Here is a 26,198-nt window from a genome sequence, read left to right as displayed (position 1 = left end):
TCCGCAGGCTCAGTAGTTCCCAAGCCCGCCGCACACATTCAGCGCCTGGGCTGTCACACCCGCCGCCTGCGGCGAAACCAGATACGACACCATCGCGGCCACCTCCGCAGGCTCGATGTAGCGCCCGATCGGCACCCGATCCTCGATGCGCCGGCGGGTTTCCTGCTCGCTGGTGCCCCAGATGTGCGCGTAGTGATCGCGGACGCGTTGCGCCATGTCGGTCTCCACGAACCCGGGGCAAACCGCATTGACGGTGATGCCCGACTTGTTGCGCGCCAGTTCCAGGCCGAGCGCCTTCGTGAACCCGACCATCCCGTGCTTGGACGCGCTGTACGGCGCGCCATGCAAGACACCTTGCTTGCCACCGGTGGACGCGATGTTGACGATGCGGCCGCCTGCAGGGATCAAGTCAAGCCGGAGCGCATCGCGGGTCACGTAGAACTGGCCGTTCAGATTCGTGTTGATCACGTTCTGCCACAGCGAATCGGTGACTTCCGCCGTCAGCCCCCCTCCGGAAATGCCGGCGCCGTTCACCAGCACGTCGATCCGGTTCCCCTCCGCCGCCAACGCCTCCAGCATGTCGCGCACCTGTGCCGGCTCGCTCACGTCACATACGGCGACGCGGACCTCGACTTCCGGGTAGGCGATCTTCAAGTCGGTGCTCAGGCGTTCGAGCGCGTCGGCACTTCTGGCCACCACGAACAGATTGCGTCCCTGCGCGGCCAGCGTCCTGGCAATCTCGCGACCGATTCCACCGGTCGCGCCGGTAACCAATGCATACGTTTTCATGTTCAATTCATCTCCGATCTTGATGCATGTCCGGGTCACGCCAGAGCGGCGTGCATTCCCGATGGCGTCACGCCTCGACGCAGATTCACCTCGATGCGGTTCGCCAGCTCCGCTTCGCTCGCACGCGCCTCTTCACAGTCGATCCAGCACGCGAACAGCGCGTAGTCGTTCACCACCATCGGCGGCCCCAACCGGTGGGCGTGCGTTCCCGAACGGCGCAGCAGACGCTCGACACCGAGCGGCGACACGGTGACGAGCGCACGTGCGCCCAGCCTGGCCGCGCAGCAAATCGACGCACGAATCAGTTCGATGGCCTCGGCACTCGACATCTGGGTCAGCGCCCCTCGGCGTTCGGCGCCGAAGTCCATCACCGCGAACCGGGACAGTTCCCAGATGCCGGGATCGCAGGGCTTCGGCATCCCGTTGAGCAGCTGCGGAAAGACGTCGCCGAGCAGGTAGGGCCGGGAGGTGTCCAGCAGGCGGGCAATGCCGACCAGTTCGCCCTGATCGTCGAGCGCCAGCACATAGACCGTGTCCTCGCGATCGAACTGGTCTTTCTCCACGCCGCGTTCGCACGCGAGATCCCAGCCAAGTACTTCAACAAACACCTTGTAGCGGTACTCAAACATCTTTGCGGTCATACGTTCGCCAAGCGTCGTCGTGGTGCCCGTGATGATTTGCATCGCTCCCTCCCTGTCGTTGACGTGCATTTAATTACTTGCTCGCCGATCCCACTACTACGAATATTGGGAGGTAACGGGCGGGCGCCTGTTTCCTTCGGCCCGCGCGTCGGATCGCTGACGCCATGACGCGACGTGAGCCGCTGATAACAAAGGAGAAATTCCGTCGCACCGGATGCTGTCGTCGCTTCTCCCTCCGGATTCCGGGCGAATTGGACTACCAGATTTGGGAGGGTGCCGGGAGCAGGCTGTCCGGCCGGAATCGCACGAGGAAACGGGGGAACCGCAGAATCGACACGAAATCAGGCCAATCCGGATTTCGCAATGGTTCAAGGCCGAAAGGGCCCGCGCCTGTTGAGGCGGCGAGAATTGCCGCCCGCGGTGAAGTGAGTCGGGAAGAACGGATAGAAATTCGATGGACGGCCAGTGTCCGGCACGACACGAACGACATGATTGCTGCGCGGAGGTGCGGTGGCGCCCCACCCGCCGGTGGAAATCGGCAACCGGATTGCCGACCGGCCGCCGCGACGCGGACGCTCGCGAAACAGGCCCGCGTTACTTGGCCGCCACAGGGAAAACGGCGCGATCGGCATACGCCGATCGCGCCGTCGTCCCAATCAGGCGCAACGCATCGCGGCGGACGATCGCGTCATCCGCCATGGCCCGGTCACATCGCCGACACCCGCCGCCCCGCACTCGCCCGCGCATCGCGACCGCGCTTGTTCAGCCACGACGCCAGCAGCACGATCAACGCCAGCACGGCCGTCGCACCCACTTCCATCCGGTGATCCTCGCTCACGAACATCACGGTCAGCGTGCCGCAGATGAACAGGATCACGGCCCACGTGAGCCACGGGAACAACCACATCCGCAACGTCAGGTCCGCGCCGCTCGATTCGAGCGTCTTGCGCATCCGCAACTGCGAGATCGCGATCACGAGATACACGAGTAGCGCGATCGCGCCCGACGTCGCCAGCAGGAAGCCGAACACCTGTTCCGGCATCAGGTAGTTCGCGATCACGGTCAGGAAGCCGAACGCGGTCGATGCGAGCACGGCCGCACGCGGCGTGCCGGTCGAATCGGTGCGGTGCAGGAACGCCGGTGCGTCCTTGCGCTTGGACAGCGAGAACAGCATTCGCGACGCGGTGTACAGCGCCGAATTCAGGCAGCTCGCGACCGACACGAGCACGATCACGTCGATGATCGCCTTCGCGTTCGGGATGCCGATCAACTCCATCGCGCGCTGATACGAGCCGTGCTTCGGCAGCAGCGGGTCGTTCCACGGCACGATGGCCGCGACGACGAGAATCGAGCCGAGATAGAACAGCGTGATGCGCCAGATCACCGAGTTGGTTGCACGCACGATCTGGCGTTGCGGGTTGTCCGATTCGGCGGCCGCGATCGTCACGATCTCGGTGCCGAGGAACGAGAACATCGTCGTCAGCATCGCCGCGAGCACCGCGCCGGCGCCGTGCGGCATGAAGCCGTCATGCACGAACAGGTTCGACACGCCCGACACGGCCGGCGCCGGGATGATGCCGACGATCGCCGCGCCGCCGATGCACAGAAACACGACGATCGCGACGACCTTGATCAGCGCAAACCAGAATTCGAATTCGCCGTAGTTCTTGACCGAGAAGAGGTTGGTCACCGTCAGCACCAGCGTGATGCCGAGCGCGAATACCCAGGTCGCGACGCCGGGGAACCATGCATTGAGGATGGTCGCGGCGGCGGTCGCCTCGATCGGGATCACGAGCACCCAGAACCACCAGTACAGCCAGCCGATCGAGAACCCGGCCCAGTGGCCGATCGCTCGATCGGCATAGGTGGAGAACGAACCGCTGTCCGGATGCGCGACGGCCATCTCGCCGAGCATGCGCATCACCAGCACGACCAGCACACCGGCGATCGCATACGCAAGGATCGACGCCGGGCCGGCTTCCGCGATGGCGTGGCCGGAGCCGACGAACAGGCCCGCGCCGATCACGCCGGCAATCGACATCATCGTCACGTGCCGCTGCTTCAGGCCCGTACCGAGGCCTGTGTTGCTTCCACTCATCTGTCTCTCTCCAAAAAACGGTTCCGGTATGGCCGGGTATCGCGTGAAGGCAGCACGGGGATTGTGGTTCTTGAGCCGGGCCGGATGCGGCGCCTGCACGGGATGCAGGCGCGGAGCCGGATCGGGGGCCGTTCCGGAACGGTGCGCGATGCAGTCTGCGAAGCTGCGGGTGCGATGCGGCGCGCAGGGCGCCGGCGCATCGCGTGCGCCCATTCCGTCGGCTTTCGTCAGCTGCCTTCGAAGCGAAGGAGTGTAAGCATCAAACGGTTCTTCACTGAGAACCAATTGAAGAATTTCGATGGAACCACTTGTTGCATCGACGTCGATCGATGCAACGCTTGTACCCGTTCGCGGCGGCTCGCGAGCGTGCCGAAAGCCCCCGGCCACACGTGGCCGGCCGGACGCAACCGACGCGTCAGCGCGTGCCGCTCGCCCTCTCGTCGCGCCATTTGGCGGGGACGACGGCCTGCCATTCTCGCAGAAGCAGGTTTTTCACGGCGTCCGGACGGGCCGCCGACAGCCGCACCAGCACGATCGGCCAGCCGGCGTAGTGATCCGTCACGTAATACACGTCGGGTTCCGATTCGATCAGCCACGCGCGCTCGTCGGGGCCGACGCCTTTCACGACGAGCGTGTCGCCATCCTCACGCAGCCGCGCGAGCATCTTGCCCTTCACCCTGAGTGCGGGCGTGCCGTACGACATGCCTTCCTCGACGCCGCGCCACGCCAGCGCGATCTGCCGGACGTCGTCGAATGTCATGGGGCCTCCCGGCTGGATGCCTTCGGTTCGCGATCCGGCCACCCTACCGGAATTCGCGATGGTCCGCCGGTCGAAGCGCGCCTATCCGCGCGCCGCACGTGCGGCCGTCGACGCGCGCCCCGTCGTCGCGACGATTGCGAACGCGATTGCATTCGCGGCGGCGCTGGCCAGGATCGGCACGAGATAACCGCCGCCCGCGTCGTAGATGAAGCCGGCCGCGGTCGGCCCGATTAGCGTGCCGAATGCGACGCTCGTATAAAGCACGCCGATGATCCCGCTCACGTTGCGGCCGCCGAAATGGTCCATCACGACCGCCGGCAGCACCGCGACCCAGCCGCCGTAGAACACGCCGAACACGAGTGCGAACGCGGCAAGCGTCGCGACGGTGCCGGCGCCCGCCCACGCGACGAGCGCGACGGCCATGCCCGCGAACATCGCGAGCAGCGATGTGCGGCGGCCGAAGCGATCGGCAAGGCCGCCGAGGAAGAAACGGCCGGCCGTGCTGCCGACGCCGATCGCGCCGAGCAGCAGCACGGCCGTCGATGACGAGACGCCGTGATCGAGCGCGTACGGCACGAGGTGAACGAACGGGACGAACACGCCGAATGAGCAGATGAGGCATGCTGCGTAGAGGCTCGCGAACGGACGCGACGTGACGGCTTCGCGCACCGTCGCGCCGGCTGACGCCGAAGCAGCAGCCGGCGTGCGACTCGCGGCTGCACCGGACACCGAAGCCCCCGCCTCGCATCCGGTGACTTTCGCGCCGCTGCCTTCGACGGGCTCATGCGCGGCCTCCCCGTCCGGCAGCAGCCCCCGCCCGCGTGGATCGTTCTCGATCAGCAACGACATCCCCGCGCCGATCACGAGCGCGATCACGGCCAGTGTGAAATACGCGCCGCGCCAGCCGACATGCGCGATCAGCGAGGATGCGAGCGGCGGCATCACCAGCGTGCCGACGCCGATCCCGGCGACCGCGAGCCCCGACGCGAAGCCGCGCCGGCGCACAAACCAGCGCTGCACGGCGCCGACGGCCGGCACGTACGCACAGCCGACGCCGAGACCGACACCGAGCCCGTACGCGACATAGACCTGCACCAGCGTATGCGCGGCCCCGGCAGCCGCGAGCCCGATGCTCGTCAACAGCATCCCGGCGACGGCAAGCCGCCGCGAGCCGAAGCGGTCGGCCAGCGGCCCGCTGACGATGCCGAAGCCGAAATACAGGAAGCCGGCCAGCGAGAACACGAGCGAGATCTGCCCGCGCGACGCGGCGAAATCCCGCTGCAGCGACTCGACGAACGCGCTGAACGTGTATGCGCTGCCGAAACCGACGAACGTGACGGCAAACGCGGCCGCAACCACGTACCAGCCGTAGAAAAGGCGCGATGCGCCCGGGCGGTTCATGACGATGCTCCTCTCAGGTTTGGCCGGCCGCCGGGCGGCGTCCGGATTGCCTCATGGATATAGTTGAACTATGTTGATCGCATCGGCCGCCAACCGGCAGTCGCAAGGCATACGATCGAATGCGTCAACGGTACTCGTGCGTACGCGTCGTCTCAAACGATATTTCGTCGGACTTTCGATTTAGAAAAACTGAATGAATCGTTCCCGCTTGCCGCCGCTCAACGCGCTCCGCGCATTCGAGGCGGCCGCCCGCCACCTGTCGGTGAAGGCGGCCGCCGAGGAGCTGTCGGTCACGCCCGGCGCGGTGAGCCAGATGATTCGCACGCTCGAGACGCATCTCGGCGTGCAGCTGTTCGAGCGCGTCAATCGCGGCATCCTGCTCACGGCCGCCGGCCGCGACTACCTGCCGCCGGTGCGCAACGCATTCAGGCAGATCGCCGATGCGTCGCAGCGCGTGTCGGGCGCCGCCGACAGCGGTGTGCTGACGGTGAGCGTCACACCATTCTTCGCATCCGCGTGGCTCGTCCCGCGCCTCGCGCAGTTCCGGGACGCTTGCCCGGACGTCGACCTGCAGGTCGTCACCAGCCACGCGCTCGCGGATTTCTCGCGCGACGGCGTCGACGTCGCGATCCGTCATGGCCTCGGGCGCTACATCGGGCTGTGCAGCGAGCGCCTGCTGACGGTGGAGATCGTCGCGCTCGCGTCGCCCGCGCTCGTCGCGCGGCTCGGCATGCCGGCGACGCCGGCCGATCTCGTCGGCTGGCCGCAGTTGCACGACGCCGAGCGCAAGGGCTGGCACATCTGGTTCGGCGCGCAGCGGATCGACGATTTCGGCCCGCCGCGCGGCCCCGCGTTCGACGATTCGGGCCTGTTGCTGCAGGCGATCGTCGCCGGCCAGGGCGCCGGGCTGCTGCCGGCCGCGATGGTGCGCGGCGAACTGGCAAGCGGCCGGCTCGTGCAGCTCGCCGACGTCGCGTGGCTCGACGATTTCGCGTACTACCTCGTCTATCCGCCGCATCACGCGGAACGGCCAAAGGTCGCTGCATTCCGCCGCTGGATCCTCGACGCCGCGCAGGCCGACGGTGCGGCATCGATGTCCGGCGCGGCGTAGCGTTACGCCCCCCTCACGGCGCGGTTTCTCTGCCGATCGGCTAACATGCGGCCCGACACCGATAACAACAGACCGAGAGAGACCATGCCTGCCCTGCTCCGCTGCGCGACACGCATCGCGACCTTGTCCGCCGCGCTCTTCGTCGCGTGTGCCGCGTTACCGCCTTCCGCGCATGCCTACCGCGCATTGCCCAGCTACGGCAACGAGGCCGATCTCGACCGCCACGACACGTATCGCAACCGCGACGGCGAAACCGTGCACGCACCCGCGCATTCGAAATCGGGCCGCGTGCCCGATGGCGCGAGCGCGCGCTGCCGCGACGGCACGTACAGCTTCAGCCGTCACCGGCGCGGCACGTGCTCGGGGCACGGCGGCGTCGCCGCGTGGCTGTAGCCTCGGCCGATCGGCCAATCCGGACCGCAGCGGCCGCCCGCCGCTGTCAGCGACACTCGGCGGCGAAGTACAATAGCCGCTCGCGCCGCCGACACGCGGCGGCGGCGCCGCGCCGCGCGCGGCACGCTCCGTACCGAATCACCCGACGCCGCCACGCGCGCGCTGCGCGGCAGTCTCAACCACTTCTGAATTTCACACCGAAATGGCCCAATACGTTTTCACGATGAACCGGGTCGGCAAGATCGTGCCGCCCAAGCGCCAGATCCTGAAGGACATCTCGCTGTCGTTCTTTCCCGGCGCGAAGATCGGCGTGCTCGGCCTGAACGGCTCGGGCAAGTCGACGCTGATCCGCATCATGGCGGGCGTCGACAAGGACATCGAAGGCGAAGCGACGCCGATGCCGAACCTGAACATCGGCTACCTGCCGCAGGAGCCGCAGCTCGACCCGACGAAGACGGTGCGCGAAGCCGTCGAGGAAGGCCTCGGCGACCTGTTCCAGGCCAACAAGAAGCTCGAGGAAATCTACGCGGCGTACGCGGAACCGGACGCCGACTTCGACGCGCTCGCGGCCGAGCAGGCGAAGTACGAAGCGATCCTCGCGTCGAGCGACGGCGGCAGCCCCGAGCAGCAGCTCGAAGTGGCCGCCGACGCCCTGCGCCTGCCGGCGTGGGACGCCAAGATCGAACACCTGTCGGGCGGTGAAAAGCGCCGCGTCGCGCTGTGCAAGCTGCTGCTCGAAAAACCCGACATGCTGCTGCTCGACGAACCGACCAACCACCTCGACGCGGAATCGGTCGACTGGCTCGAGCAGTTCCTGGTGCGCTTCCCGGGCACCGTCGTCGCGGTCACCCACGATCGCTACTTCCTCGACAACGCGGCCGAGTGGATTCTCGAACTCGATCGCGGCCACGGCATTCCGTGGAAGGGCAACTACAGCAGCTGGCTCGACCAGAAGGAAGAGCGCCTGAAGCAGGAAGAAGCGTCGGAATCGGCGCGCCAGAAGGCGATCAAGAAGGAACTGGAGTGGGTGCGCCAGAACCCGAAGGGCCGCCAGGCGAAGTCGAAGGCGCGTATCGCGCGCTTCGAGGAACTGAGCAGCCAGGAATACCAGAAGCGCAACGAGACGCAGGAAATCTTCATCCCGGCCGGCGAACGCCTGGGCAATGAAGTGATCGAGTTCAAGAACGTCAGCAAGTCGTTCGGCGACCGCCTGCTGATCGACAACCTGAGCTTCAAGATCCCGGCCGGCGCGATCGTCGGCATCATCGGCCCGAACGGCGCCGGCAAGTCGACGCTGTTCAAGATGCTGACGGGCAAGGAACAGCCGGATTCGGGCGAAGTCGTGATGGGGCCGACCGTGAAGCTCGCGTACGTCGACCAGAGCCGCGACGCGCTCGACGGCACGAAGACGGTGTTCGAGGAAATCTCGGGCGGCGCCGACGTGCTGACGGTGGGCAAGTACGAAACGCCGTCGCGCGCGTACATCGGCCGCTTCAACTTCAAGGGCGGCGACCAGCAGAAGATCGTCGGCAACCTGTCCGGCGGTGAACGCGGCCGCCTGCACCTCGCGAAGACGCTGATCTCGGGCGGCAACGTACTGCTGCTCGACGAACCGTCGAACGACCTCGACGTCGAAACGCTGCGCGCGCTGGAAGACGCGCTGCTCGAATTCGCGGGCTCGGTGATGGTGATCTCGCACGATCGCTGGTTCCTCGACCGGATCGCGACGCACATCCTCGCGTTCGAAGGCGATTCGCAGGTCACGTTCTTCGACGGCAACTACCAGGAGTACGAAGCCGACAAGCGTGCGCGCCTGGGCGAGGAAGCCGCCAAGCCGAAGCGTCTGCGCTACAAGCCGATCAGCCGCTGACCGGCACGGCCCGGGCGCCCGGCACCGCGGCAACGCGGGGCCGGGCACCGAGGGCAGCCGCATCGGAACGCGGCACAACAAAAAAGCGGGCCGCTGGCCCGCTTTTTTCATCTGATGGCGGGCTGCTCGCCCGCCGCTTACGCGAGCGCGCCCAATTCGCGCAGCCGCGCCTCGGTCGCCGCCGCACTCGTGTGATGAATGCCGTGCCAGCCGAGCGCTGTCGCGGCCGCGGCATTCTTCGCGTTGTCGTCGATGAACACGAGTTCGTGCGGCGCGATGCCCGGCAAGTGCGGTTCGATCCGCGCATGCATCTCGCGGTAGATCGCCGGATCGGGCTTCACGAGCTTCACGCGGCCCGACACGACGATCTCCTTGAAACGCCGCAGCACCGGAAAGTTGTCCCACGCATACGGAAACGTCTGCGCGGACCAGTTCGTCAGCCCGAACAGCGGCATCCCCTGCGCGTCGAGTCGATCGACGAGTGCGGCGCCTTCATCGAGCACGCCGCCGATCATCTCGTGCCAGCGCGCGTAGAACGCGCGGATCAGCGCCTCGTGCTCCGGAAACTTCGCGGCGAGCTCGGCCGTGCCTTCCTCGATCGTCTGCCCGCCGTCCTGGCGGATCACCCAGTCCATCGCGCACACGTGCGTGAGAAACCAGCGACGCTCGGCCTCGTCGGGAATCAGTTGCCGGTAAAGATAGTCGGGGCTCCAGTCGATCAACACGCCGCCGAAATCGAACACCACGGCCTTGATCGTCATGCGAACTCCGTCGAAAGCACGTCCGCGAGCGGGCGCGGCGTCACCGGGTTGCCCGACAGCGTATTGTTCTGCCATACGAAGTGATGGTGCGCGACGATCTGCGCGGCCGACAGGTGCGTACGCTCGTTCGTCGTGTGCAGATCGGACACGACGATCGTCCGGTAGCCGAGCAGCGCCGCGCGGCGCGCGGCCGAATCGACGCAGAACTCGGTCGCATAGCCGCAGATCAGCACCGAACGGATGCCGTGGCGGTCGAGCTGCGCCGCGAGCGGCGTGTCGTGAAACGCGTCGCTCACCTGCTTGCGCACGTGCCAGTCGTCGTTCCCGACGACCAGCCCCGCATGCAGCTCCCAGCCCGGCGTGCCGGGCACGATGTCGTCGTCCGCATCGCCGTCGTGCTGCACGAAGCACACGGGCGCGTTCGCCGCGCGCGCCGCCGCCGTCAGCCGGTTGATGCCCGATACCACGTCATCGAGCCGGTAAGCGGGCCGCGCCCGCTCCACCAACCCGCGCTGCATGTCGACCACGATCACTGCGGTGTCCGCCATTGCTTGCCCTCGGTTGTGTCGTTCGGCCGTGGTCAGGCCGTTCTCGCTCGTTGTGTCAGATCGGCTGCGTACGCGCGTCGAGCCATGCCTTGGCATCGCCGCTCAGGTGCCGGCCGACACGCTCGCGCACCGTCGCGTGATATGCGTTCAGCCACGCGCGTTCCTCGTCATGCAGCATTTCGATCAGCACGCAGCGCGTGTCGATCGGGCACAGCGTCAGCGTCTCGAAGGCGAGGAAATCGCCGAATTCCGTCTGCCCGGCCGCGCGGTTCACGACCAGGTTCTCGATCCGGATGCCCCACTGGCCGGGACGGTACACGCCCGGCTCGATCGACGTGATCATGCCTTCTTCCATCGCCGTGTACGGCTCGGCCGGCGCGTAGTGCGAGATCACCTGCGGGCCTTCGTGCACGTTCAGGAAGTAGCCGACGCCATGCCCCGTGCCGTGGCCGTAGTCGAGCCCGGCCGCCCACATCGGCGCGCGCGCGATCGCGTCGAGCATCGGCGAGCGGATGCCGCGCGGGAAGCGAGCGCGCGACAGCGCCATCATCGACTTCAGCACGATCGTGAAATCGCGCCGCTGCAGGTCGCTGACGGTGCCGACCGGCACGACGCGCGTGATGTCGGTCGTGCCGGTCACGTACTGGCCGCCCGAATCGATCAGCAGCAGGCCGTCGCCGGCGATCGTCGCGTGCGACGCCGGCGTCGCGTGGTAGTGCGGCATCGCGCCGTTCGCGTTGAAACCCGCGATCGTCGCGAAGCTCGCCGACACATAGCCGGGGCGCCGCGCACGCGCGGCCGTGAGTTTTTCGTCGATCGTCAGCTCGGTGATCGTCTCGCGGTTCACGGCCTGCTCGAACCACGTGAAGAATTCCGCGAGTGCGGCGCCGTCGTGTTCCATCGTCACGCGTACGTGCTCGATCTCGGCGGACGTCTTGCGCGACTTCGCGAACGTCGACGGATTCACGGCCTCGACGAGCTTCACGCCGGCCGGCACGGCCTCGAGCGTGCCGAACGTCACGCGGCGCGGGTCGATCAGCAGCGTCGCGCCGTCAGGCAGCGACGCAAGCGCGGCGCGCGCGGCGTCGTAGGCGCGAACGTCGACGCCGTCCTTCGCGAGCGATGCGGCCAGCGCCGGCGACACCTTGCCGTCGGCGACGAACAGCGTCGCGCGATCGGCGCCGATCATTGCGTGCGCAACGAATACGGGATTGAAGTTGACGTCGGCGCCGCGCAGGTTGAACAGCCATGCGAGGTCGTCGAGCGTCGAGACGAAATGCCATTGCGCGCCCTGCGCGCGCATTGCGCGGCGCACTTCGGCCAGCTTGCTGGCGCGTGTCGTGTCGGCCTGTGGCGCCGCGTGCTCGAACACCGCGTCGCCGGGCAGCCCCGGCCGCTCGGGCCAGATCGCGTCGAGCAGGTCGAGATCGGTGCGCAGCGCGATGCCGCGCGCGTTCAGCGCGCCCGTCAGCCCGCGTGCGGCCGCGACGCCGAGCACGGCGCCGTCGACGCCGACCGTCGCACCCGCTGCCACGTTCTGCGCGAGCCAGTCGACGTGCGGCGCACTCTGCTGCCCGCCCGTCATCTTCATCAGTTGCACGCCCGTGCCGGCCAGTTCGGCATCGGCCTGCACCCAGTAGCGGCTGTCGACCCACAACCCCGCGAAATCCGCGGTCACGACCAGCGTGCCGACCGAGCCGGTGAAGCCGGACAGCCAGCGGCGCGCCTGCCAGCGCTCCGGCAGGTACTCTGACAGATGGGGATCGGCGGACGGCACGAGATAGGCGGCCAGGTCCTCGCGGGCCATGGCGTCACGCAGCAGCGCGAGGCGGGCCGGCACCGGCGAGACTTCGGGAAGACGGGCATTCATGATTTCACCTGAGAACATTCAGCGACGGGCCGACAGCGCAACCGTCACGGCTACGACGAGGAACGCGACACCGGTGCAGACCGGCCATTCGAGCGTCTCGCCATCGTAAAACAATCCAGAGAGATTGCCGGCCATGCGGGCCGCACCCGCGCCGACGATGCCGGCGAGCACCGCGATCCACCACGCCGGCCGGCCCGTGCGCCGCATCGGATGCAGCCATCGGCCGAACAGCCCGACGGCCGCTCCCAGGACAAGCATTCCAAACCAGTTCATTCGACGCCTTCTATAAATTCAGATTCGTCCCATAGGCGTGAACGTTGCCAGCGGCTAGCATCGATTCATCCATCGAACCCGAGACCAGCCGGGTGCCGCCAACATTCGAGTGTAGGGGCCGACTCGGCGTTATGGCAAGCGCGCGCCGGCTGCCGTATTGAAGAAATTCTCATGCGAATCGCTCTGATCGATCCGGACGCGCGGCATGCCGCGCTCCTGAACCGCCTGCTCTTCGCAGGCGGTCATGTGTGCCACGCGTTTCCGTCCAGTGCGGCGTTCTTCGAGTGGCTCGCCACCGGCACCTGCGACATGCTGATCACCGGCCAGTGGGCCGGCGACCAGCCGGCCGAGGAAGTCATTCCGCGCGCGCAGGCCATCCTGCCCGGGCTGCCCGCCATCGTCGTGATGCTGTTGCCGCGCGAAAGCCAAATCGTGTCGTGCCTGCATGCGGGCGCCGACGATTGCCTCGTGCGCCCCGTGAGCGGGCCCGAGATGCTCGCGCGCGTCAACGCGCTGAGCCGGCGCGCCGGCGTGCGCCGGGCCCCCACCCGCTCGCGCGAAATGTATGGCGACTACGCTTTCGACGCCACGCACTGCCTCGTTCGCTTTGGCGGCGCAATCGTTTCACTCACGCCGAAGGAGTTTCGTTTCGCGCAGTTGCTGTTCACGAACCTGTCGCGGCCGGTGTCGCGCGCCCATATCCTCGAAACAGTGTGGGCGCGCCGCCGCGACATGAAGTCGCGCACGCTCGATACCCACGCGTCCCGGCTGCGCAGCAAACTGCAACTGCTTCCGGAGCGCGGCTACCGGCTGCTGCCGCTCTACGGCTATGGCTATCAACTCGACCGCGTGCCGATCGAGCCCCCAAATTCCCGGCCCCGGCACGCTGATGCCCGGTATGCGGCGAGTGAGGAAATCGCTGAAACGCTATAATATGGGGCTAAACGATAGCCCTCGATATGCAACTCCTCACGATCGGAATCAATCACCACACTGCGCCTGTCGCCCTGCGCGAACGCGTGGCGTTTCCGCTCGAGCAGATCAAGCCGGCTCTCGTCACGTTCAAGAACGTGTTTCTCGGCCCCCAGGCGCCCAATACGCCCGAAGCAGCGATCCTCTCCACCTGCAACCGCACCGAACTGTATTGCGCGACAGACGATCGCGCGGCACGCGAAGGCGCGGTTCGCTGGCTGTCGGAGTATCACCGGATTCCGGTCGACGAGCTCGCGCCGCACGTCTATGCGCTGCCGCAGTCGGAAGCGGTCCGGCACGCATTTCGCGTCGCATCCGGCCTCGATTCGATGGTGCTCGGCGAAACCCAGATTCTGGGCCAGATGAAGGACGCCGTCCGCACCGCGACGGAAGCCGGCGCGCTCGGCACCTATCTGAACCAGCTGTTCCAGCGCACGTTCGCGGTGGCGAAGGAAGTACGCGGCACGACTGAAATCGGCACGCAGTCGGTGTCGATGGCCGCCGCCGCGGTGCGCCTCGCGCAACGGATCTTCGAAAAAGTGTCCGATCAGCGCGTACTGTTCATCGGCGCCGGCGAGATGATCGAGTTGTGCGCGACGCACTTCGCCGCGCAAGGCCCGCGCGAACTCGTGGTTGCGAACCGCACGGCCGAACGCGGCCAGCGGCTCGCCGAGCGCTTCAACGGCCGTGCGATACCGCTCGCGGATCTGCCGACCCGCATGCACGAATTCGACATCATCGTGTCGTGCACGGCGTCGACGCTGCCGATCATCGGCCTCGGCGCAGTCGAGCGCGCAGTGAAGGCGCGCCGCCACCGCCCGATCTTCATGGTCGACCTCGCGGTGCCGCGCGACATCGAGCCCGAGGTCGGCAAGCTGAAGGACGTGTTCCTCTACACCGTCGACGATCTCGGCGCGATCGTGCGCGAAGGCAACGCGTCGCGCCAGGCCGCAGTCGCGCAGGCCGAAGCGATCATCGAGACGCGCGTGCAGAATTTCATGCAATGGCTCGACACGCGCAGCGTCGTGCCGGTGATCCGACACATGCATACTCAGGCCGACGCACTGCGCCGTGCCGAAGTCGACAAGGCGCAGAAGTTGCTCGCACGCGGCGACGATCCGGTCGCCGTGCTCGAAGCGCTGTCGCAAGCGCTGACCAACAAGCTGATCCACGGCCCGACGAGCGCGCTCAACCGCGTGAACGGCGCCGATCGCGATTCGCTGATCGACCTGATGCGCGGCTTCTACCAGCACGCACCGCGCTCGAACGACCAGTCCGGCCACTAGCGACGGCCGATCGCCCTGCCGCCGGCCGCGCGCCGGCCTATCCTTTCCGAATACCCCTTGCCCGGGAGCGCCGCTCCACACCATGAAGACGAGCATGCAACGCAAGCTCGACCAGCTGTCCACACGGCTGGCCGAACTGAACGACCTGCTGAGCCGCGAAAACGTCACGGCCGACCTCGACCAGTACCGCAAGCTGACGCGTGAACATGCTGAACTCGGCCCGGTGGTCGAACAGTATGCATTGTGGCGCCAGTCGCGCAGCGACGAGACGGCCGCGCAGGAACTGCTCGGCGATCCGTCGATGCGCGACTTTGCGGAAGACGAAATCCGCCACGCGCGCGAGCGCATGACCCGCCTCGAGACCGAGCTGCAGAAGATGCTGCTGCCGAAGGATCCTAACGACGACCGCAACATCTTCCTCGAAATCCGTGCGGGCACGGGCGGCGACGAATCGGCGCTGTTCGCGGGCGACCTGCTGCGCATGTACCTGCGGTTCGCGGAGCGCCAGCGCTGGCAGGTCGAAATGATGTCGGAGAGCGCGTCGGATCTCGGCGGCTACAAGGAAGTGATCGTACGGATCGCGGGCCAGGGCGCGTATTCGCGCCTGAAGTTCGAATCGGGCGGCCATCGCGTGCAGCGCGTGCCCGCCACCGAGACGCAGGGGCGCATCCATACGTCCGCGTGCACGGTCGCCGTGATGCCGGAAGCCGACGAAATCGGCGAGGTCGAGATCAATCCGGCCGACCTGCGGATCGACACGTTCCGCGCGTCCGGCGCGGGCGGCCAGCACATCAACAAGACCGATTCGGCGGTGCGCGTCACGCACATCCCGACCGGGATCGTCGTGGAGTGCCAGGACGACCGTTCGCAGCACAAGAACAAGGATCGCGCGCTGAAGGTGCTCGCCGCGCGCATCAAGGACAAGCAGTATCACGAGCAGCACGCGAAGGAAGCCGCGACGCGCAAGAGCCTGATCGGCTCCGGTGACCGCTCGGAACGGATTCGCACGTACAACTTCCCGCAGGGCCGGATGACCGACCACCGGATCAACCTGACGCTGTACCGTCTCGAGGCGCTCATGGACGGCGACCTCGACGAACTGATCAGCGCACTGGTCAGCGAACACCAGGCCGAACTGCTCGCGTCGCTCGGCGATGCCGACTGAGGCCGCGATGCCCGACACCACCGCCCGCGAACTGCTGCGCGCGTCGCCGCTCGATGCGGTCGATGCGCGAGTGCTGCTCGCGCACGCGCTCGGCTGGACGCGCACGCAACTGATCACGCGCGGCGACGCGCCGCTCGACTCGGCTACGGTCGAACGCTACCGCGCGCTCGAGGCGCGCCGCGTGGCCGGCGAGCCCGTCGCGCAGCTCGTCGGGATGCGCGAATTCTTCGGCCGGGCGTTCGACGTGACGCCCGACGTGCTGATCCCCCGCCCTGAAACCGAACTGCTCGTCGAAGCCGCACTCGATGCGATCGACGGGCTGTCGCATCCGGCCGTGCTCGATCTCGGCACGGGCAGCGGCGCGATCGCCGTATCGATCGCCGCCGAGCGCCCCGATACGCGCGTGTGGGCGCTCGACCGTTCGCCGGCCGCACTCGCGGTCGCGCAACGCAACGCCGGCAAGCTGCTCGACGCGCACCGTCCCGGCGGCTCGCTGCACTGGCTGGAGAGCGACTGGTACGCGGCGCTCGATCCGGCGCTCGCATTCGACACGATCGTCAGCAACCCGCCGTACATCGCGCAGCACGATCCGCACCTCGAGCAAGGCGACCTGCGTTTCGAGCCGCGCGGCGCACTCACCGACGACGCCGACGGCCTCAGCGCGATCCGCACGATCGTCGCCGGCGCCGGCCCCCACCTGAAGCCGGGCGGCACGCTCTGGATCGAGCATGGCTACGACCAGGCCGAGGCCGTGCGCGCGGTGCTCGCATCGCACGGCTTCGTCGCAGTCGAATCGCTCGCCGATCTGGCCGCCATCGAACGCACGACAGGCGGCCGCCTGCCGGGCTGATGCCCGGCCCGCCCGGTTGAAATCCGCTATCATTTCGATCTACCGCCCCGCTAAAGCAAGGTCAGTCATGGACACCCAACAACGTATCAAGCAAATCGTCGACGAAAACCAGGTCGTGCTCTTCATGAAGGGCAACGCGCAATTCCCGATGTGCGGCTTTTCGGGCCGCGCCGTCCAGGTGCTGAAGGCCTGCGGCGTCGACCAGTTCAAGACGGTCAACGTCCTCGAAGACGACGAGATCCGCCAGGGCATCAAGGCATTCTCGAACTGGCCGACCATCCCGCAGCTCTACGTGAAGGGCGAATTCATCGGCGGTTCGGACATCATGATGGAGATGTACCAGTCGGGCGAGCTGCAGCAACTGTTCGCCGCCGCGTAATACGCGTCGCCCCCTTTCGATGGCATCTCCCAGCGCGCCGCCACGCCGGCTGATCGTCGCGATCACCGGCGCCACCGGCGCGGTCTACGGCGTACGGCTGCTCGACCTGCTGCGCGCCGCCGGCGGCGTCGAAACGCACCTGCTGATTTCGAACGCCGGCTGGCTCAACATCCAGCACGAACTGAAGCTGTCGAAGGCCGATGTCGAAAGCCGTGCGGACGTCGTGCATTCGGTGCGCGACGTCGGCGCGACGATCGCATCGGGGTCGTTCGCGACCGACGGGATGGTGATCGCGCCCTGCTCGATGAAGACGCTCGCGAGCGTCGCGCACGGACTATCCGACAACCTGATCACGCGCGCCGCCGACGTCACGTTGAAGGAACGCCGCCGCCTCGTGCTGATGGTGCGCGAAACGCCGTTCAACCTCGCGCATCTGCGCAACATGACGGCCGTCACCGAAATGGGCGGCATCGTCTTCCCGCCGCTGCCCGCGTTCTACGCGATGCCGAAGACGATCGAGGAACTCATCGACCAGACCGTTACGCGCGTGCTCGACCTGTTCGCGCTCAGCGCACCGCAGACGACGCCGTGGGCCGGCATCCGGCACGCCCAGTAAGCGCGCCCCGCCGATCCGTTCTTCGCGCATCTTCGCCGATTTCAACGGCAAATCACTCGATTTCACGAATACAGCGCCCACCTGCCGTGGAACGCACGACGTCGCCCGCATTATCAACAAGTGAGCGTCAATCAAATTCGGAATCGCGGATTTATCAATACCCCGTGCGCGCCTATAGTCACAGGCAAATCCCTTTGCAGGCCACCACCATGAACCGCTTGCCTTCGCTCTACCTGTCCCACGGCGCCCCGACGCTGCCGATCGACCCGACGCTGCCGTCCGGCGCATTCACGCACCTCGCTGCCGAATTGCCACGCCCGCGCGCGGTGCTGATGCTGTCCGCGCACTGGGGCACGCAGCGCCCCGTCGCCAGCATCGCCGCACATCCGGAAACGATCCACGATTTCTACGGCTTTCCGCAGGCGCTGTACGACATCCGCTACCCGGCGCCCGGCGCGCCCGACGTCGCCAAGCGCGCGGCCGAGCTACTGAATGCGGCCGGCATCGAGACCGCGACGACCGAGCACGGCCTCGACCACGGTGCGTGGGTGCCGATGCTGCTGATGTTCCCGGAAGCCGACGTGCCGGTGGCGCAGTTGTCGATCCAGCCGCGCGCGGATGCCGCCCACCACTTTGCGCTCGGCCGCGCGCTGCGACCGCTGCGCGACGAAGGCGTGATGGTGATCGGCTCGGGCCAGATCACGCACAACCTGCGCGCCGCCGATTTCGGTGCGGCCCCCGAGGATGCGGACCCGCGCGTCACGGAATTCACCGACTGGTTCGAGGCGAAACTGGCCGCGCGCGATGTCGACGCGCTGCTCGACTACCGCCGGCAGGCGCCGCATGCAGCGTTGATGCATCCGACCGACGAGCATCTGCTGCCGGTGTTCACGGCGCTCGGCGCGGCGGACGACGACTACCAGCTCGGCATCCAGTCGCTCGGCACTTACCAGCGGGTGCTCGCGATGACGAACTACGTGTTCGCCAGCACGGCCGCCTGAGGCCTGAGCGTCGCACGGCGAGCGTCGACCGCCAAACAAAAAGCCCGCCCGAGCATCGCTCGGGCGGGCTTTTTTCCGCTGCTGGCTGCCGCCGCCGAATCCGGCGGCAGGTTCACGCGTCAGGCACCGATCCCTTCGAGGATCTCGTCTTCCGATTCACGCTCGTCGAGATACTTGGTCCGGTAGCCGGTATTCACGCCCCAGAAGTAGAACACCAGCGAAATGGCCGCGACGATCAGCATGTCCCAGCCGTACGGCAGCACACCGTGACCGCCGAACTCCTTGCTGCCGATCAGCGACAGCACGGCCATCGTCGGCAGGTACGCGACCAGCCACCATGCGGCCTTCAGGTCGTCACCCCAGCCGGTCCAGCCCGACTTCGCCTGGAAGTAGAAGTACACCGGCAGCGCGACGATCATCAGCAGGATGATCTCGCCCGTGAGCGGCCACTTCGCCCAGTACAGGATCAGCGACGCGCAGACGAATGCGAACGGGGCGATCAGCTTCATCAGCGGAATCGACAGCGGACGCTCGATGTCGGTCGCCGCACGGCGCAGCGCCATCAGGCTGATCGGGCCGGTCAGGTACGAAATCACCGTCGCCACCGAAATCACCGCCGCGAGCGAGCTCCAGCCGCGGAAGAAGAACAGGAAGATGAACGAGACCAGCAGGTTGAACCACATCGCCTGGCGCGGCACGCCGTAGAGCGGGTGCACGTTGCCGAACATCTTCGGCATCGTGTTGTTGCGCTCCATCGCATAGATCATGCGGGTGGTCGTTGCCATGTACGTCGTACCGGTGCCGCTCGGGCTGACGAATGCGTCGACGTACAGCAGGATCGCGAGCCAGTTCAGGTTCAGCGCGATCGCCAGTTCGGCGAACGGCGACTTGAAGTTGAAGTGCGACCAGCCCTGCGCGACGTCGGCCGGATTCACCGAGCCGATGTACGCCACCTGCAGCAGCACGTAAATCACGAGCGCGATCAGGATCGACGTGATCACCGCGAACGGCACGCTGCGCGACGGGTTGCGCGCTTCGCCCGCAAGGTTCACCGGGCTCTGGAAGCCGTTGAACGCGAACACGATACCGCTCGTCGCGACCGCGGTCAGCACGGCCGACCAGCCGTACGGGGCAAAGCTTGCATTCGATGCGGTGCCGAGGTTTTCCGGATGGTAGCTCGTCAGCATCAGGCCGAGGATCGTGAGGCCGGGGATCAGGAACTTGAAGATCGTGATCGTGGTGTTCGCACGGGCAAACGCCTTCACGCCCCAGTAGTTCAGCATGAAGTAGATGACGACCAGCACGGCCGACAGCAGCAGGCCGGGCGTTGTCAGCTCTCCGTTCACGAACAGCGCATGCGCCCACGGATACGGCCACGTGCTCATGTACTGGATCGACGCTTCAGCCTCGATCGGGATCACGGATACGATCGCGATCCAGTTCGCCCACGCACTGATAAAACCGACCAGCGAACCGTGCGAATAGCGCGCGTAGCGCACCATGCCGCCCGACTCGGGGAACATTGCACCCAGCTCCGCATACGTCAGTGCAATGGCGAGAATCACGACAGCGCCGATGATCCATGCGCAGATCGCCGCCGGACCGGCAATCTTTGCGGCCTTCCAGGCGCCGAACAGCCAGCCCGAGCCGATAATCGAACCCAGCCCCGTCAGCATCAATGCAAACGGGCCGATGTTCCGTTGAATAGAACTCTTCACATCCTCTCCTATGTCTCAAAAAGCATGGTCGGCTCGCGGTCCGGGATCGGCTCGGACAGCAACGCGCACGCAATTTTGGGGGGGCGAGCCACCCGATCAGGGCAACCCGGCCGCGCGGCGCGTAGTTTAACGGTTGCACCTGAAACGTGGCGCCAAAATCGTTCGACCCCTACAAAAAATTCGCGTCGTTTGCAAGCTTTGTAAACCTGATATCCGCAATAACCCTGAGTCCATGGAAATACGGTTGACCACGCGATTAATAAGCCGTATAAAGAACTTCGCAGGATTTCAAGTGGCGAGTGAATTGGTTCTTTCGTAGTTCGCCCATCAACGGTACTCCGGTTGGTCCTATTACCCCTTCCTTGATTTTCCGCACCCCATGGGCTTCGGCCCCGTTTTATCTTTTTAGGAACAAGTAACATGGCAACCGGTACCGTCAAGTGGTTCAATGACGCAAAGGGCTTCGGCTTCATCACCCCGGAAGGCGGCGGCGACGATCTGTTCGCGCACTTCTCGGAAATCCGCGTCGAAGGCTTCAAGACGCTGCAAGAAAACCAGAAGGTTGAATTCGAAGTGAAGACGGGCCCGAAGGGTCTGCAAGCTGCGAACATCCGTCCGGTCTAAGCTTGGCGCGATAATTCGTGAAAAAAAGCCCCGCTTCGGCGGGGCTTTTTGTTTTTCGGCGCCGGTTGCCCGGCATGGCGGCCGCTCAGCCGCCCGCATTCAACCGAACAACCGCTGCGCGTGAATGCCGAGGCCCGTCGCGACACTCGCGAGGCGGTCGCCGAACACCGGTTGCGCATCCGGGAATGCCGCCGCCAGCGCGCCCGACAGGAACGCGAGCCCCGTCGAGCCACCGGTGAAATACAGCGCGCCGACATCGCGTGGCGCAACGCCCGCAAGCCGCACCGTCTCGCGCGCGGCATCGACGATGCGTGCGGTGTCGTCGCGGCTCGCGTCGACGAGCCGGTCGGCATCGAACGCGATCTGCAAATCCTCTTCCACGTCGTTCAGGTCGATCATCGTCTCGCCGCCCGCCGCGACGCCGATCTTCGCTTCTTCCGCACGCGCCATCAGCGCATGCCCGAGCCGCTGCTCGACCACGCTCGTGAGCCGGTCGTACTGCCGTACCTCCCGGTACAGGTGCTTCATCAGTTTCAACTCGCCGAGCCGCTTCGGCGTGTAGACGGTGTTGATCAGGTGCCAGGTCGCGAGATCGAAGTAGATCTTGTTCGGCAGCTCGCGCCCTTCGGGGTCGAGCGAACGGTAGCCGAATGCGGGCAGGATCGCCGCCAGTTCGACACGCCGGTCGTAGTCGGTGCCCGCGACGTGCACGCCGTGGTGGGCTAGGACGTCATCCTTGCGCTCGAGCCGCGCCATCCGTTCGGGCCCGACGCGCACCAGCGAGAAGTCGGACGTGCCGCCGCCGATGTCGGCGACGAGCACGAGGCGCTCCGCCTGCTGGCGCGACTCGTAGTCGAACGCGGCCGCGATCGGTTCGTACTGGAATTGCACGTCCATGAAGCCGACCGATCGCGCAGCCGCCTCGAGCTGGTCCTGGGCGAGGCGGTCGGCACGCGGATCGTCGTCGACGAAGAACACCGGCCGGCCGAGCACCGCACGGCCAATCGGCGCGCCCGCGCGGGCTTCGGCCTTGCGCTTCAGGTGCGTCAGGAAGCGCGCGATGATTTCGGTGTACGCGATCGCGCTGCCGTCGCCGAGATCGGTCGTCGTTTCCGCGAGCGGCGAGCCGAGGATGCTCTTCATCGAGCGCATCAGCCGGCCGTCGAAACCGTCGATGTAGGAGGCCAGGGCCGCACGGCCGTATTCGATCGTCTCTTCGTCGTTGTTGAAGAAGATCGCGGTGGGCAGCGTCAGGTGGTCGCCCTCGACGGGCGCGAGGCGCATGCCGTCGCCGTCGGGCAGCGCCACGGCGGAATTGGACGTGCCGAAATCGATCGCGCAGTAAGTCATGGGAAGTTGCCGCAGCAGGGCCGGCGCGAAAACGGAAAGGACGGGCTTTTTAACATGAAGCCCGCGGGATCACAACCGGGGCCAGCCACCAGGGCCGCGCAGCGGGCCTCGGTGGCAACGGCGCGCACCGTGGCGCGCGGGGGAAACCTGCGGGCGGGATGCGCGATGCAGCCCGTCCGCCTGGCGGGTCAGGCTGCCGCGTCGAAACCTTTCTTCCACGCGCCCGCATAGACGACCTCGCCGATCGCATGGCGCGTGCGCGGCGCCTTCTCGCGATCGCGCAGCACCGGATCGAGCTTGTCGACGTTGCCGTAGTGACCGAGCGAGATGATCGACGGAATCGCGACGTCGGCCGGAATCGCGAACGCGTCGCGAAACGCCTTCGCGTCGAAGCCGCTCATCTGGTGGGCGGCCAGGCCCAGCGCGTGCGCCTGCAGCACCAGCGACATCGCGGCGGCGCCCGCGTCGTACAGCGCGGTGGGCGCCGGCTCACCCTTCGGCGTGAGCGTGTGCGCGGTCACCGCGATCAGCACGGGCGCGGGGGCATTCCAGCCCTGGTTGAACGGCACCAGCGTCGCGAACGCGCGTTTGAATGCGTCGTCGTCCTGCGTGCGGTCGAATACGATGAAGCGCCACGGCTGCGCGTTGTAGGCCGACGGCGCCCAGCGGGCGGCTTCGAGCACGGCGTGCAGGTCACTGGCGCTGACGGGTTCATCCGAATACGCGCGCGGGCTCCAGCGGCCCGCGATCAGGTCGTGAATCGAAACAGTGGTGGGAGCAGGTTTGACGGACATGCGGTTCCTCGCTGACATCGATGAAGGGGCGCGAACGCCTTGCGAACCGCAAGCATACCCGCTTGAGCCGATGCGCGCCTGATGCTCCCACGCTATGCAAATCTCCGCGCGTGCATTGCCCGGCCATCCGCCGCGCGGCCGGCCGGGCCATCGAATTGCCGCGCTCAGGCCGGCTGCGCGGCTGCGCGCGACGGGCCGCGGTTGATCCGCAGCACGATCAGCGCACCGATGATGCACAGCCCGCCCGAGATCATGGACGCGACCGTGTAAGTTCCAAGGCTTGCGCGCAACAGCCCGGCGCCGAGCGCCGCGAACGCCGCGCCGAGCTGGTGGCCCGCGACGATCCAGCCGAACACGACCGGCGCCGCGGCCTTGCCGAACACGTCGGTCGCGAGCCGCACGGTCGGCGGCACGGTCGCGATCCAGTCGAGCCCGTAGAACATCGCGAACAGCGGCAATCCGAAGAAATCGATCCCGAACGCGTGCGGCAGGTAGATCAGCGACAGCCCGCGCAGGCCGTAGTACCAGAACAGCAGCACGCGATTGTCGTAGCGGTCGGACAGCCAGCCCGACAGCGTCGTGCCGAACAGGTCGAACACGCCCATCGCCGCGAGCAGCGACGCGCCCTGCACTTCGGTCATCCCGTAGTCGCTGCACATCGCGATCAGGTGCGTGCCGACGTAACCGTTGGTGCTTGCGCCGCAGATGAAGAAGCTGAAGAACAGCAGCCAGAAATCGCGCGAACGGCTCGCGGTCAGCAGCGTACGGAACGCGACCGTGAGCGGGTTCTCCTTCGTCGTTTCGGGCGCGGGCGGCGCATCGGCCGGCTCGCCGTACGGGCGCAACTGCACGTCGGCCGGCCGTTCGGGCAACAGGAACGCCACCAGCGGAATCACGATCGCGGCCGCGACCGCGACGACCAGCACGACCGGCCGCCAGCCATGGTGTTGCGCGATCGCCGCGAGCATCGGCAGGAACACGAGCTGGCCGGTGGCCGTGCTCGCGGTCAGGACGCCCATCACGAGGCCGCGCCGCGCATGGAACCAGCGCGTGACGAAGGTCGCGGACAGCGTCAGCGCGACGACACCGGTCGAGCAGCCGACCATCACGCCCCAGATCATTACCATCTGCCAGCTCTGCGTCATCATCGACGACAGCGCGACGCCCGCGCTCATCGTCACGAGCGCGGTGAGAATGGTCGGGCGCAGCCCGAAGCGTTGCATCGCGGCAGCCGCGAACGGGCCCGTCAGTCCGTACAGCGCGATATTCACCGAGATCGCCAGCGAAATCGCCGCGCGACTCCAGCCGAGCTCGCGTTCGAGCGGCACCATCAGCACGCTCGGCGTCGCGCGCGTGCCGGCCGCGGCCAGCAGGATCAGGAATACCACCGCCGCCGCGAGCCATCCGTAGTGGAAGCGCCCGCCGATTCGTGTCACCGCCCAGTTCATCTTCGCGTTCTCCAGTTGGCGGCTCCCGTGCCTGCGCACCCACGCCGCCCGCCCTGCCAGGCCACCTCCGCCGCACGCTGCATCGGCTGACCCGGGCCGACGCTTGGCATTTGTCTGTCGATCCGACCGGCATTGTTACCGAGCGGTCACAATCGTGTTGCGATCGTAGTGACCAATCGGTAACATGTCAAGCAGTCCACTATGCAGTCGAGGGTCATCATGTCGGGCATCGAGATCGCCAAACCGCTGGCGCGCCGCACGCGCCGGCCGATCGACGGCGCCACCGCGCAGGAGCACCTGCTACGCGCCGCCGAGGAGCTGTTTTACAAGGAAGGCGTTCGGACGGTGGGCGTCGAGGCGGTCGTGGAACGTGCGGGCGTCAACAAGATGAGCCTGTATCGCCAGTTCTCGTCGAAGGACGAGCTGATCCTCGCGTACCTGGAGCGGATGGATGCGTGCTTCTTCGACCGCTTCAACACGAGCGTCGCGAAGCACCCGGGCCAGCCGAAAGCGCAGCTGATCCAGTATTTCGTCGATCTCGCCGAGCGCGCGACGCAGAAGGATTACCGCGGCTGCCCGTTCGTCAACGTCGCGGCCGAATTCCCGGATGCGTCGCACCCGGCCCGCGAGCGCGTCGCGCGGAACAAGGAACAGCTGATGAAGCGGCTCGTCGCACTGAGCGAAGACGCCGGCGCGCGGCAGCCGCAAGCGCTCGCCGACTCGCTCGCGCTGGTCATCGAAGGCATCTACGCGGCAAGCCAGACCTACCGGCACGGTGAAACGCCGATCGGCGTCGCTCCCGCGCTCGTCACGCAGTTGATCGAAGCCGCCTGCGCGTGACGGCGCGCCCGCTACAATGCGGCCCTCGCCGCCCTTCCGCCCGACTGGTTTCACGATGACCGACACCCGCCCCGAATCGCACGACGACATCCTCGCCGCCACGCGGCACTGGCTCGCGCGCGCGGTGATCGGGCTCAATCTGTGCCCGTTCGCGAAAAGCGTCTATGTCAAGGACCAGGTGCGCTACGCGATCAGCGACGCGACGACGCTGGAAGACGCGCTCGCCGAACTCGAAACGGAGCTGCGCGCGCTCGACGCGGCGGACCCGCAGCAGCTCGACACGACGCTCGTGATCTTCCCGCATGCATTCGCCGAATTCGTCGACTACAACGACGCGCTGTTCTTTGCCGACCGGCTGGTGCGGCAACTGCGGCTCGACGGCGTGCTGCAGATCGCGAGCTTCCATCCGGACTACCGGTTCGAAGGCAGCGAGCCCGACGACATCGAGAACTATACGAACCGCGCGCCGTATCCGATCCTGCACCTGCTGCGCGAGGACAGCATCGCGCGTGCGGTCGATGCGTTCCCGGACGCATCCGCGATCTACGAAAGGAATCAGGAAACGCTGCGCCGCCTCGGCCACGACGGCTGGCGCGAATGGATGCGCCGGCCGGGCGACGACGTCTGACGCGGCGGGCAA

Annotated in this window: 26 protein-coding genes; 13 read left to right on the top strand and 13 right to left on the bottom strand. The window is 66.7% G+C overall.

Annotated features, from left to right (window positions below; genetic code table 11):
* Positions 1-9: 9 nt before the first annotated feature.
* The 5 genes from ACPTTC_RS02395 to ACPTTC_RS02375 all read right to left on the bottom strand — a co-directional run bounded on the left by ACPTTC_RS02395 (position 10) and on the right by ACPTTC_RS02375 (position 5,689).
* Entirely contained in the window at positions 10-789 is a 780-nt protein-coding gene (locus ACPTTC_RS02395) for an SDR family NAD(P)-dependent oxidoreductase (RefSeq protein WP_226200951.1), read from the bottom strand.
* A 35-nt stretch (positions 790-824) separates the two neighbouring features.
* On the bottom strand, positions 825-1,472 hold the full coding sequence (locus ACPTTC_RS02390) for an acyl-homoserine-lactone synthase (protein ID WP_423391427.1): 648 nt from the start codon (positions 1,470-1,472) through the stop codon (positions 825-827).
* 664 nt (positions 1,473-2,136) lie between these two features.
* Positions 2,137-3,528 carry a GABA permease gene (gene gabP / locus ACPTTC_RS02385; RefSeq protein WP_175957710.1) on the bottom strand — a complete coding sequence of 464 codons (1,392 nt, stop codon included), beginning with the start codon at positions 3,526-3,528 and terminating at the stop codon, positions 2,137-2,139.
* Positions 3,529-3,943: 415 nt separating this feature from the next.
* On the bottom strand, positions 3,944-4,288 hold the full coding sequence (locus tag ACPTTC_RS02380) for an MmcQ/YjbR family DNA-binding protein (RefSeq protein ID WP_226200948.1): 345 nt from the start codon (positions 4,286-4,288) through the stop codon (positions 3,944-3,946).
* An 81-nt stretch (positions 4,289-4,369) separates the two neighbouring features.
* The gene (locus tag ACPTTC_RS02375; protein WP_423391426.1) at positions 4,370-5,689 is read right to left on the bottom strand and encodes an MFS transporter; all 1,320 of its coding nucleotides are present in this window, start codon (positions 5,687-5,689) and stop codon (positions 4,370-4,372) included.
* Positions 5,690-5,882: 193 nt separating this feature from the next.
* Between ACPTTC_RS02375 and gcvA the strand changes: the two genes are divergently transcribed.
* The 3 genes from gcvA to ettA all read left to right on the top strand — a co-directional run bounded on the left by gcvA (position 5,883) and on the right by ettA (position 9,063).
* Positions 5,883-6,800 carry a transcriptional regulator GcvA gene (gene gcvA, locus ACPTTC_RS02370; protein ID WP_423391425.1) on the top strand — a complete coding sequence of 306 codons (918 nt, stop codon included), beginning with the start codon at positions 5,883-5,885 and terminating at the stop codon, positions 6,798-6,800.
* An 84-nt stretch (positions 6,801-6,884) separates the two neighbouring features.
* Entirely contained in the window at positions 6,885-7,193 is a 309-nt protein-coding gene (locus tag ACPTTC_RS02365; RefSeq protein ID WP_423391424.1) for a DUF3761 domain-containing protein, read from the top strand.
* A 202-nt stretch (positions 7,194-7,395) separates the two neighbouring features.
* Positions 7,396-9,063: an energy-dependent translational throttle protein EttA gene (gene ettA, locus ACPTTC_RS02360; RefSeq protein ID WP_175957705.1), complete on the top strand. Its 1,668-nt coding sequence runs from the start codon at positions 7,396-7,398 to the stop codon at positions 9,061-9,063.
* A gap of 137 nt (positions 9,064-9,200) precedes the next feature.
* Here ettA and ACPTTC_RS02355 read toward each other — a convergent pair whose 3' ends face one another.
* The 4 genes from ACPTTC_RS02355 to ACPTTC_RS02340 are packed head-to-tail and all read right to left on the bottom strand — an operon-like array spanning position 9,201 to position 12,515.
* A complete protein-coding gene (locus tag ACPTTC_RS02355) occupies positions 9,201-9,824 on the bottom strand; it encodes an HAD family hydrolase (RefSeq protein WP_226200944.1) in 624 nt (207 codons plus the stop codon).
* Positions 9,821-10,372, bottom strand: a complete 552-nt coding sequence (locus tag ACPTTC_RS02350; protein ID WP_423391423.1) for a cysteine hydrolase family protein — start codon at positions 10,370-10,372, stop codon at positions 9,821-9,823. The genes ACPTTC_RS02355 and ACPTTC_RS02350 overlap by 4 nt, the downstream gene beginning before the upstream one ends.
* A gap of 55 nt (positions 10,373-10,427) precedes the next feature.
* A complete protein-coding gene (locus ACPTTC_RS02345) occupies positions 10,428-12,242 on the bottom strand; it encodes an aminopeptidase P family protein (RefSeq protein WP_423391422.1) in 1,815 nt (604 codons plus the stop codon).
* A gap of 18 nt (positions 12,243-12,260) precedes the next feature.
* Entirely contained in the window at positions 12,261-12,515 is a 255-nt protein-coding gene (locus tag ACPTTC_RS02340) for a hypothetical protein (protein WP_175971678.1), read from the bottom strand.
* A 309-nt stretch (positions 12,516-12,824) separates the two neighbouring features.
* On the opposite strand from ACPTTC_RS02340, the gene ACPTTC_RS02335 reads away from it, so the two are divergent.
* The 7 genes from ACPTTC_RS02335 (at position 12,825) to ACPTTC_RS02305 (ending at position 18,784) form a co-directional block, all read left to right on the top strand.
* On the top strand, positions 12,825-13,448 hold the full coding sequence (locus ACPTTC_RS02335; RefSeq protein ID WP_423391421.1) for a response regulator transcription factor: 624 nt from the start codon (positions 12,825-12,827) through the stop codon (positions 13,446-13,448).
* A gap of 26 nt (positions 13,449-13,474) precedes the next feature.
* Positions 13,475-14,773, top strand: coding sequence for a glutamyl-tRNA reductase (hemA, locus tag ACPTTC_RS02330; RefSeq protein WP_226200940.1), 1,299 nt, complete (start codon positions 13,475-13,477; stop codon positions 14,771-14,773).
* 82 nt (positions 14,774-14,855) lie between these two features.
* Positions 14,856-15,938 carry a peptide chain release factor 1 gene (gene prfA, locus ACPTTC_RS02325; RefSeq protein ID WP_175971676.1) on the top strand — a complete coding sequence of 361 codons (1,083 nt, stop codon included), beginning with the start codon at positions 14,856-14,858 and terminating at the stop codon, positions 15,936-15,938.
* A gap of 7 nt (positions 15,939-15,945) precedes the next feature.
* The gene (prmC, locus tag ACPTTC_RS02320) at positions 15,946-16,788 is read left to right on the top strand and encodes a peptide chain release factor N(5)-glutamine methyltransferase (protein ID WP_423391420.1); all 843 of its coding nucleotides are present in this window, start codon (positions 15,946-15,948) and stop codon (positions 16,786-16,788) included.
* A 67-nt stretch (positions 16,789-16,855) separates the two neighbouring features.
* Positions 16,856-17,167: a Grx4 family monothiol glutaredoxin gene (gene grxD, locus ACPTTC_RS02315; RefSeq protein WP_006477066.1), complete on the top strand. Its 312-nt coding sequence runs from the start codon at positions 16,856-16,858 to the stop codon at positions 17,165-17,167.
* Between the two features lie 19 nt (positions 17,168-17,186).
* Positions 17,187-17,783, top strand: a complete 597-nt coding sequence (locus tag ACPTTC_RS02310; RefSeq protein ID WP_423391419.1) for a UbiX family flavin prenyltransferase — start codon at positions 17,187-17,189, stop codon at positions 17,781-17,783.
* Between the two features lie 209 nt (positions 17,784-17,992).
* On the top strand, positions 17,993-18,784 hold the full coding sequence (locus tag ACPTTC_RS02305) for a DODA-type extradiol aromatic ring-opening family dioxygenase (protein WP_423391418.1): 792 nt from the start codon (positions 17,993-17,995) through the stop codon (positions 18,782-18,784).
* 119 nt (positions 18,785-18,903) lie between these two features.
* On the opposite strand, the gene ACPTTC_RS02300 is transcribed toward ACPTTC_RS02305, so the two are convergent.
* Complete coding sequence (locus ACPTTC_RS02300) at positions 18,904-20,502, bottom strand: APC family permease (protein WP_175957694.1); 1,599 nt, start codon at positions 20,500-20,502, stop codon at positions 18,904-18,906.
* Between the two features lie 420 nt (positions 20,503-20,922).
* On the opposite strand from ACPTTC_RS02300, the gene ACPTTC_RS02295 reads away from it, so the two are divergent.
* Positions 20,923-21,126 carry a cold-shock protein gene (locus ACPTTC_RS02295; protein ID WP_006477070.1) on the top strand — a complete coding sequence of 68 codons (204 nt, stop codon included), beginning with the start codon at positions 20,923-20,925 and terminating at the stop codon, positions 21,124-21,126.
* Between the two features lie 99 nt (positions 21,127-21,225).
* Here ACPTTC_RS02295 and ACPTTC_RS02290 read toward each other — a convergent pair whose 3' ends face one another.
* The 3 genes from ACPTTC_RS02290 to ACPTTC_RS02280 all read right to left on the bottom strand — a co-directional run bounded on the left by ACPTTC_RS02290 (position 21,226) and on the right by ACPTTC_RS02280 (position 24,718).
* Positions 21,226-22,476 (bottom strand): Hsp70 family protein, encoded by a 1,251-nt coding sequence (locus ACPTTC_RS02290; RefSeq protein ID WP_423391417.1) that lies wholly within the window; start codon positions 22,474-22,476, stop codon positions 21,226-21,228.
* 188 nt (positions 22,477-22,664) lie between these two features.
* Positions 22,665-23,270 carry a nitroreductase family protein gene (locus tag ACPTTC_RS02285; RefSeq protein WP_423391416.1) on the bottom strand — a complete coding sequence of 202 codons (606 nt, stop codon included), beginning with the start codon at positions 23,268-23,270 and terminating at the stop codon, positions 22,665-22,667.
* Positions 23,271-23,434: 164 nt separating this feature from the next.
* Positions 23,435-24,718, bottom strand: coding sequence for an MFS transporter (locus ACPTTC_RS02280; protein WP_423391415.1), 1,284 nt, complete (start codon positions 24,716-24,718; stop codon positions 23,435-23,437).
* A 219-nt stretch (positions 24,719-24,937) separates the two neighbouring features.
* Between ACPTTC_RS02280 and ACPTTC_RS02275 the strand changes: the two genes are divergently transcribed.
* Positions 24,938-25,558, top strand: a complete 621-nt coding sequence (locus ACPTTC_RS02275) for a TetR/AcrR family transcriptional regulator (protein WP_423393306.1) — start codon at positions 24,938-24,940, stop codon at positions 25,556-25,558.
* 55 nt (positions 25,559-25,613) lie between these two features.
* Positions 25,614-26,186: a DUF1415 domain-containing protein gene (locus ACPTTC_RS02270; protein ID WP_423391414.1), complete on the top strand. Its 573-nt coding sequence runs from the start codon at positions 25,614-25,616 to the stop codon at positions 26,184-26,186.
* Positions 26,187-26,198: the final 12 nt, after the last annotated feature.

This window comes from Burkholderia mycopellens (assembly GCF_964265025.1).
Classification (GTDB): Bacteria; Pseudomonadota; Gammaproteobacteria; order Burkholderiales; family Burkholderiaceae; genus Burkholderia.
This window is presented reverse-complemented; position numbering and strand designations above follow the sequence as displayed.

Excerpts from the sequence above, each read along its gene's own strand:
- ACPTTC_RS02285 (WP_423391416.1), bottom strand. The coding sequence starts at position 23,270 with ATGTCCGTCAAACCTGCTCCCACCACTGTTTCGATTCACGACCTGATC.
- ACPTTC_RS02395 (WP_226200951.1), bottom strand. The coding sequence starts at position 789 with ATGAAAACGTATGCATTGGTTACCGGCGCGACCGGTGGAATCGGTCGC.
- ACPTTC_RS02355 (WP_226200944.1), bottom strand. The coding sequence starts at position 9,824 with ATGACGATCAAGGCCGTGGTGTTCGATTTCGGCGGCGTGTTGATCGAC.
- ACPTTC_RS02365 (WP_423391424.1), top strand. The coding sequence starts at position 6,885 with ATGCCTGCCCTGCTCCGCTGCGCGACACGCATCGCGACCTTGTCCGCC.
- ACPTTC_RS02305 (WP_423391418.1), top strand. The coding sequence starts at position 17,993 with ATGAACCGCTTGCCTTCGCTCTACCTGTCCCACGGCGCCCCGACGCTG.
- ettA (WP_175957705.1), top strand. The coding sequence starts at position 7,396 with ATGGCCCAATACGTTTTCACGATGAACCGGGTCGGCAAGATCGTGCCG.
- ACPTTC_RS02340 (WP_175971678.1), bottom strand. The coding sequence starts at position 12,515 with ATGAACTGGTTTGGAATGCTTGTCCTGGGAGCGGCCGTCGGGCTGTTC.
- ACPTTC_RS02310 (WP_423391419.1), top strand. The coding sequence starts at position 17,187 with ATGGCATCTCCCAGCGCGCCGCCACGCCGGCTGATCGTCGCGATCACC.
- gcvA (WP_423391425.1), top strand. The coding sequence starts at position 5,883 with ATGAATCGTTCCCGCTTGCCGCCGCTCAACGCGCTCCGCGCATTCGAG.
- ACPTTC_RS02335 (WP_423391421.1), top strand. The coding sequence starts at position 12,825 with ATGCTGATCACCGGCCAGTGGGCCGGCGACCAGCCGGCCGAGGAAGTC.
- gabP (WP_175957710.1), bottom strand. The coding sequence starts at position 3,528 with ATGAGTGGAAGCAACACAGGCCTCGGTACGGGCCTGAAGCAGCGGCAC.
- ACPTTC_RS02390 (WP_423391427.1), bottom strand. The coding sequence starts at position 1,472 with ATGCAAATCATCACGGGCACCACGACGACGCTTGGCGAACGTATGACC.
- prmC (WP_423391420.1), top strand. The coding sequence starts at position 15,946 with ATGCCCGACACCACCGCCCGCGAACTGCTGCGCGCGTCGCCGCTCGAT.
- ACPTTC_RS02375 (WP_423391426.1), bottom strand. The coding sequence starts at position 5,689 with ATGAACCGCCCGGGCGCATCGCGCCTTTTCTACGGCTGGTACGTGGTT.
- prfA (WP_175971676.1), top strand. The coding sequence starts at position 14,856 with ATGAAGACGAGCATGCAACGCAAGCTCGACCAGCTGTCCACACGGCTG.
- hemA (WP_226200940.1), top strand. The coding sequence starts at position 13,475 with ATGCAACTCCTCACGATCGGAATCAATCACCACACTGCGCCTGTCGCC.
- ACPTTC_RS02275 (WP_423393306.1), top strand. The coding sequence starts at position 24,938 with ATGTCGGGCATCGAGATCGCCAAACCGCTGGCGCGCCGCACGCGCCGG.
- ACPTTC_RS02280 (WP_423391415.1), bottom strand. The coding sequence starts at position 24,718 with ATGAACTGGGCGGTGACACGAATCGGCGGGCGCTTCCACTACGGATGG.
- ACPTTC_RS02290 (WP_423391417.1), bottom strand. The coding sequence starts at position 22,476 with ATGACTTACTGCGCGATCGATTTCGGCACGTCCAATTCCGCCGTGGCG.
- ACPTTC_RS02350 (WP_423391423.1), bottom strand. The coding sequence starts at position 10,372 with ATGGCGGACACCGCAGTGATCGTGGTCGACATGCAGCGCGGGTTGGTG.
- ACPTTC_RS02295 (WP_006477070.1), top strand. The coding sequence starts at position 20,923 with ATGGCAACCGGTACCGTCAAGTGGTTCAATGACGCAAAGGGCTTCGGC.
- grxD (WP_006477066.1), top strand. The coding sequence starts at position 16,856 with ATGGACACCCAACAACGTATCAAGCAAATCGTCGACGAAAACCAGGTC.
- ACPTTC_RS02270 (WP_423391414.1), top strand. The coding sequence starts at position 25,614 with ATGACCGACACCCGCCCCGAATCGCACGACGACATCCTCGCCGCCACG.
- ACPTTC_RS02380 (WP_226200948.1), bottom strand. The coding sequence starts at position 4,288 with ATGACATTCGACGACGTCCGGCAGATCGCGCTGGCGTGGCGCGGCGTC.
- ACPTTC_RS02345 (WP_423391422.1), bottom strand. The coding sequence starts at position 12,242 with ATGAATGCCCGTCTTCCCGAAGTCTCGCCGGTGCCGGCCCGCCTCGCG.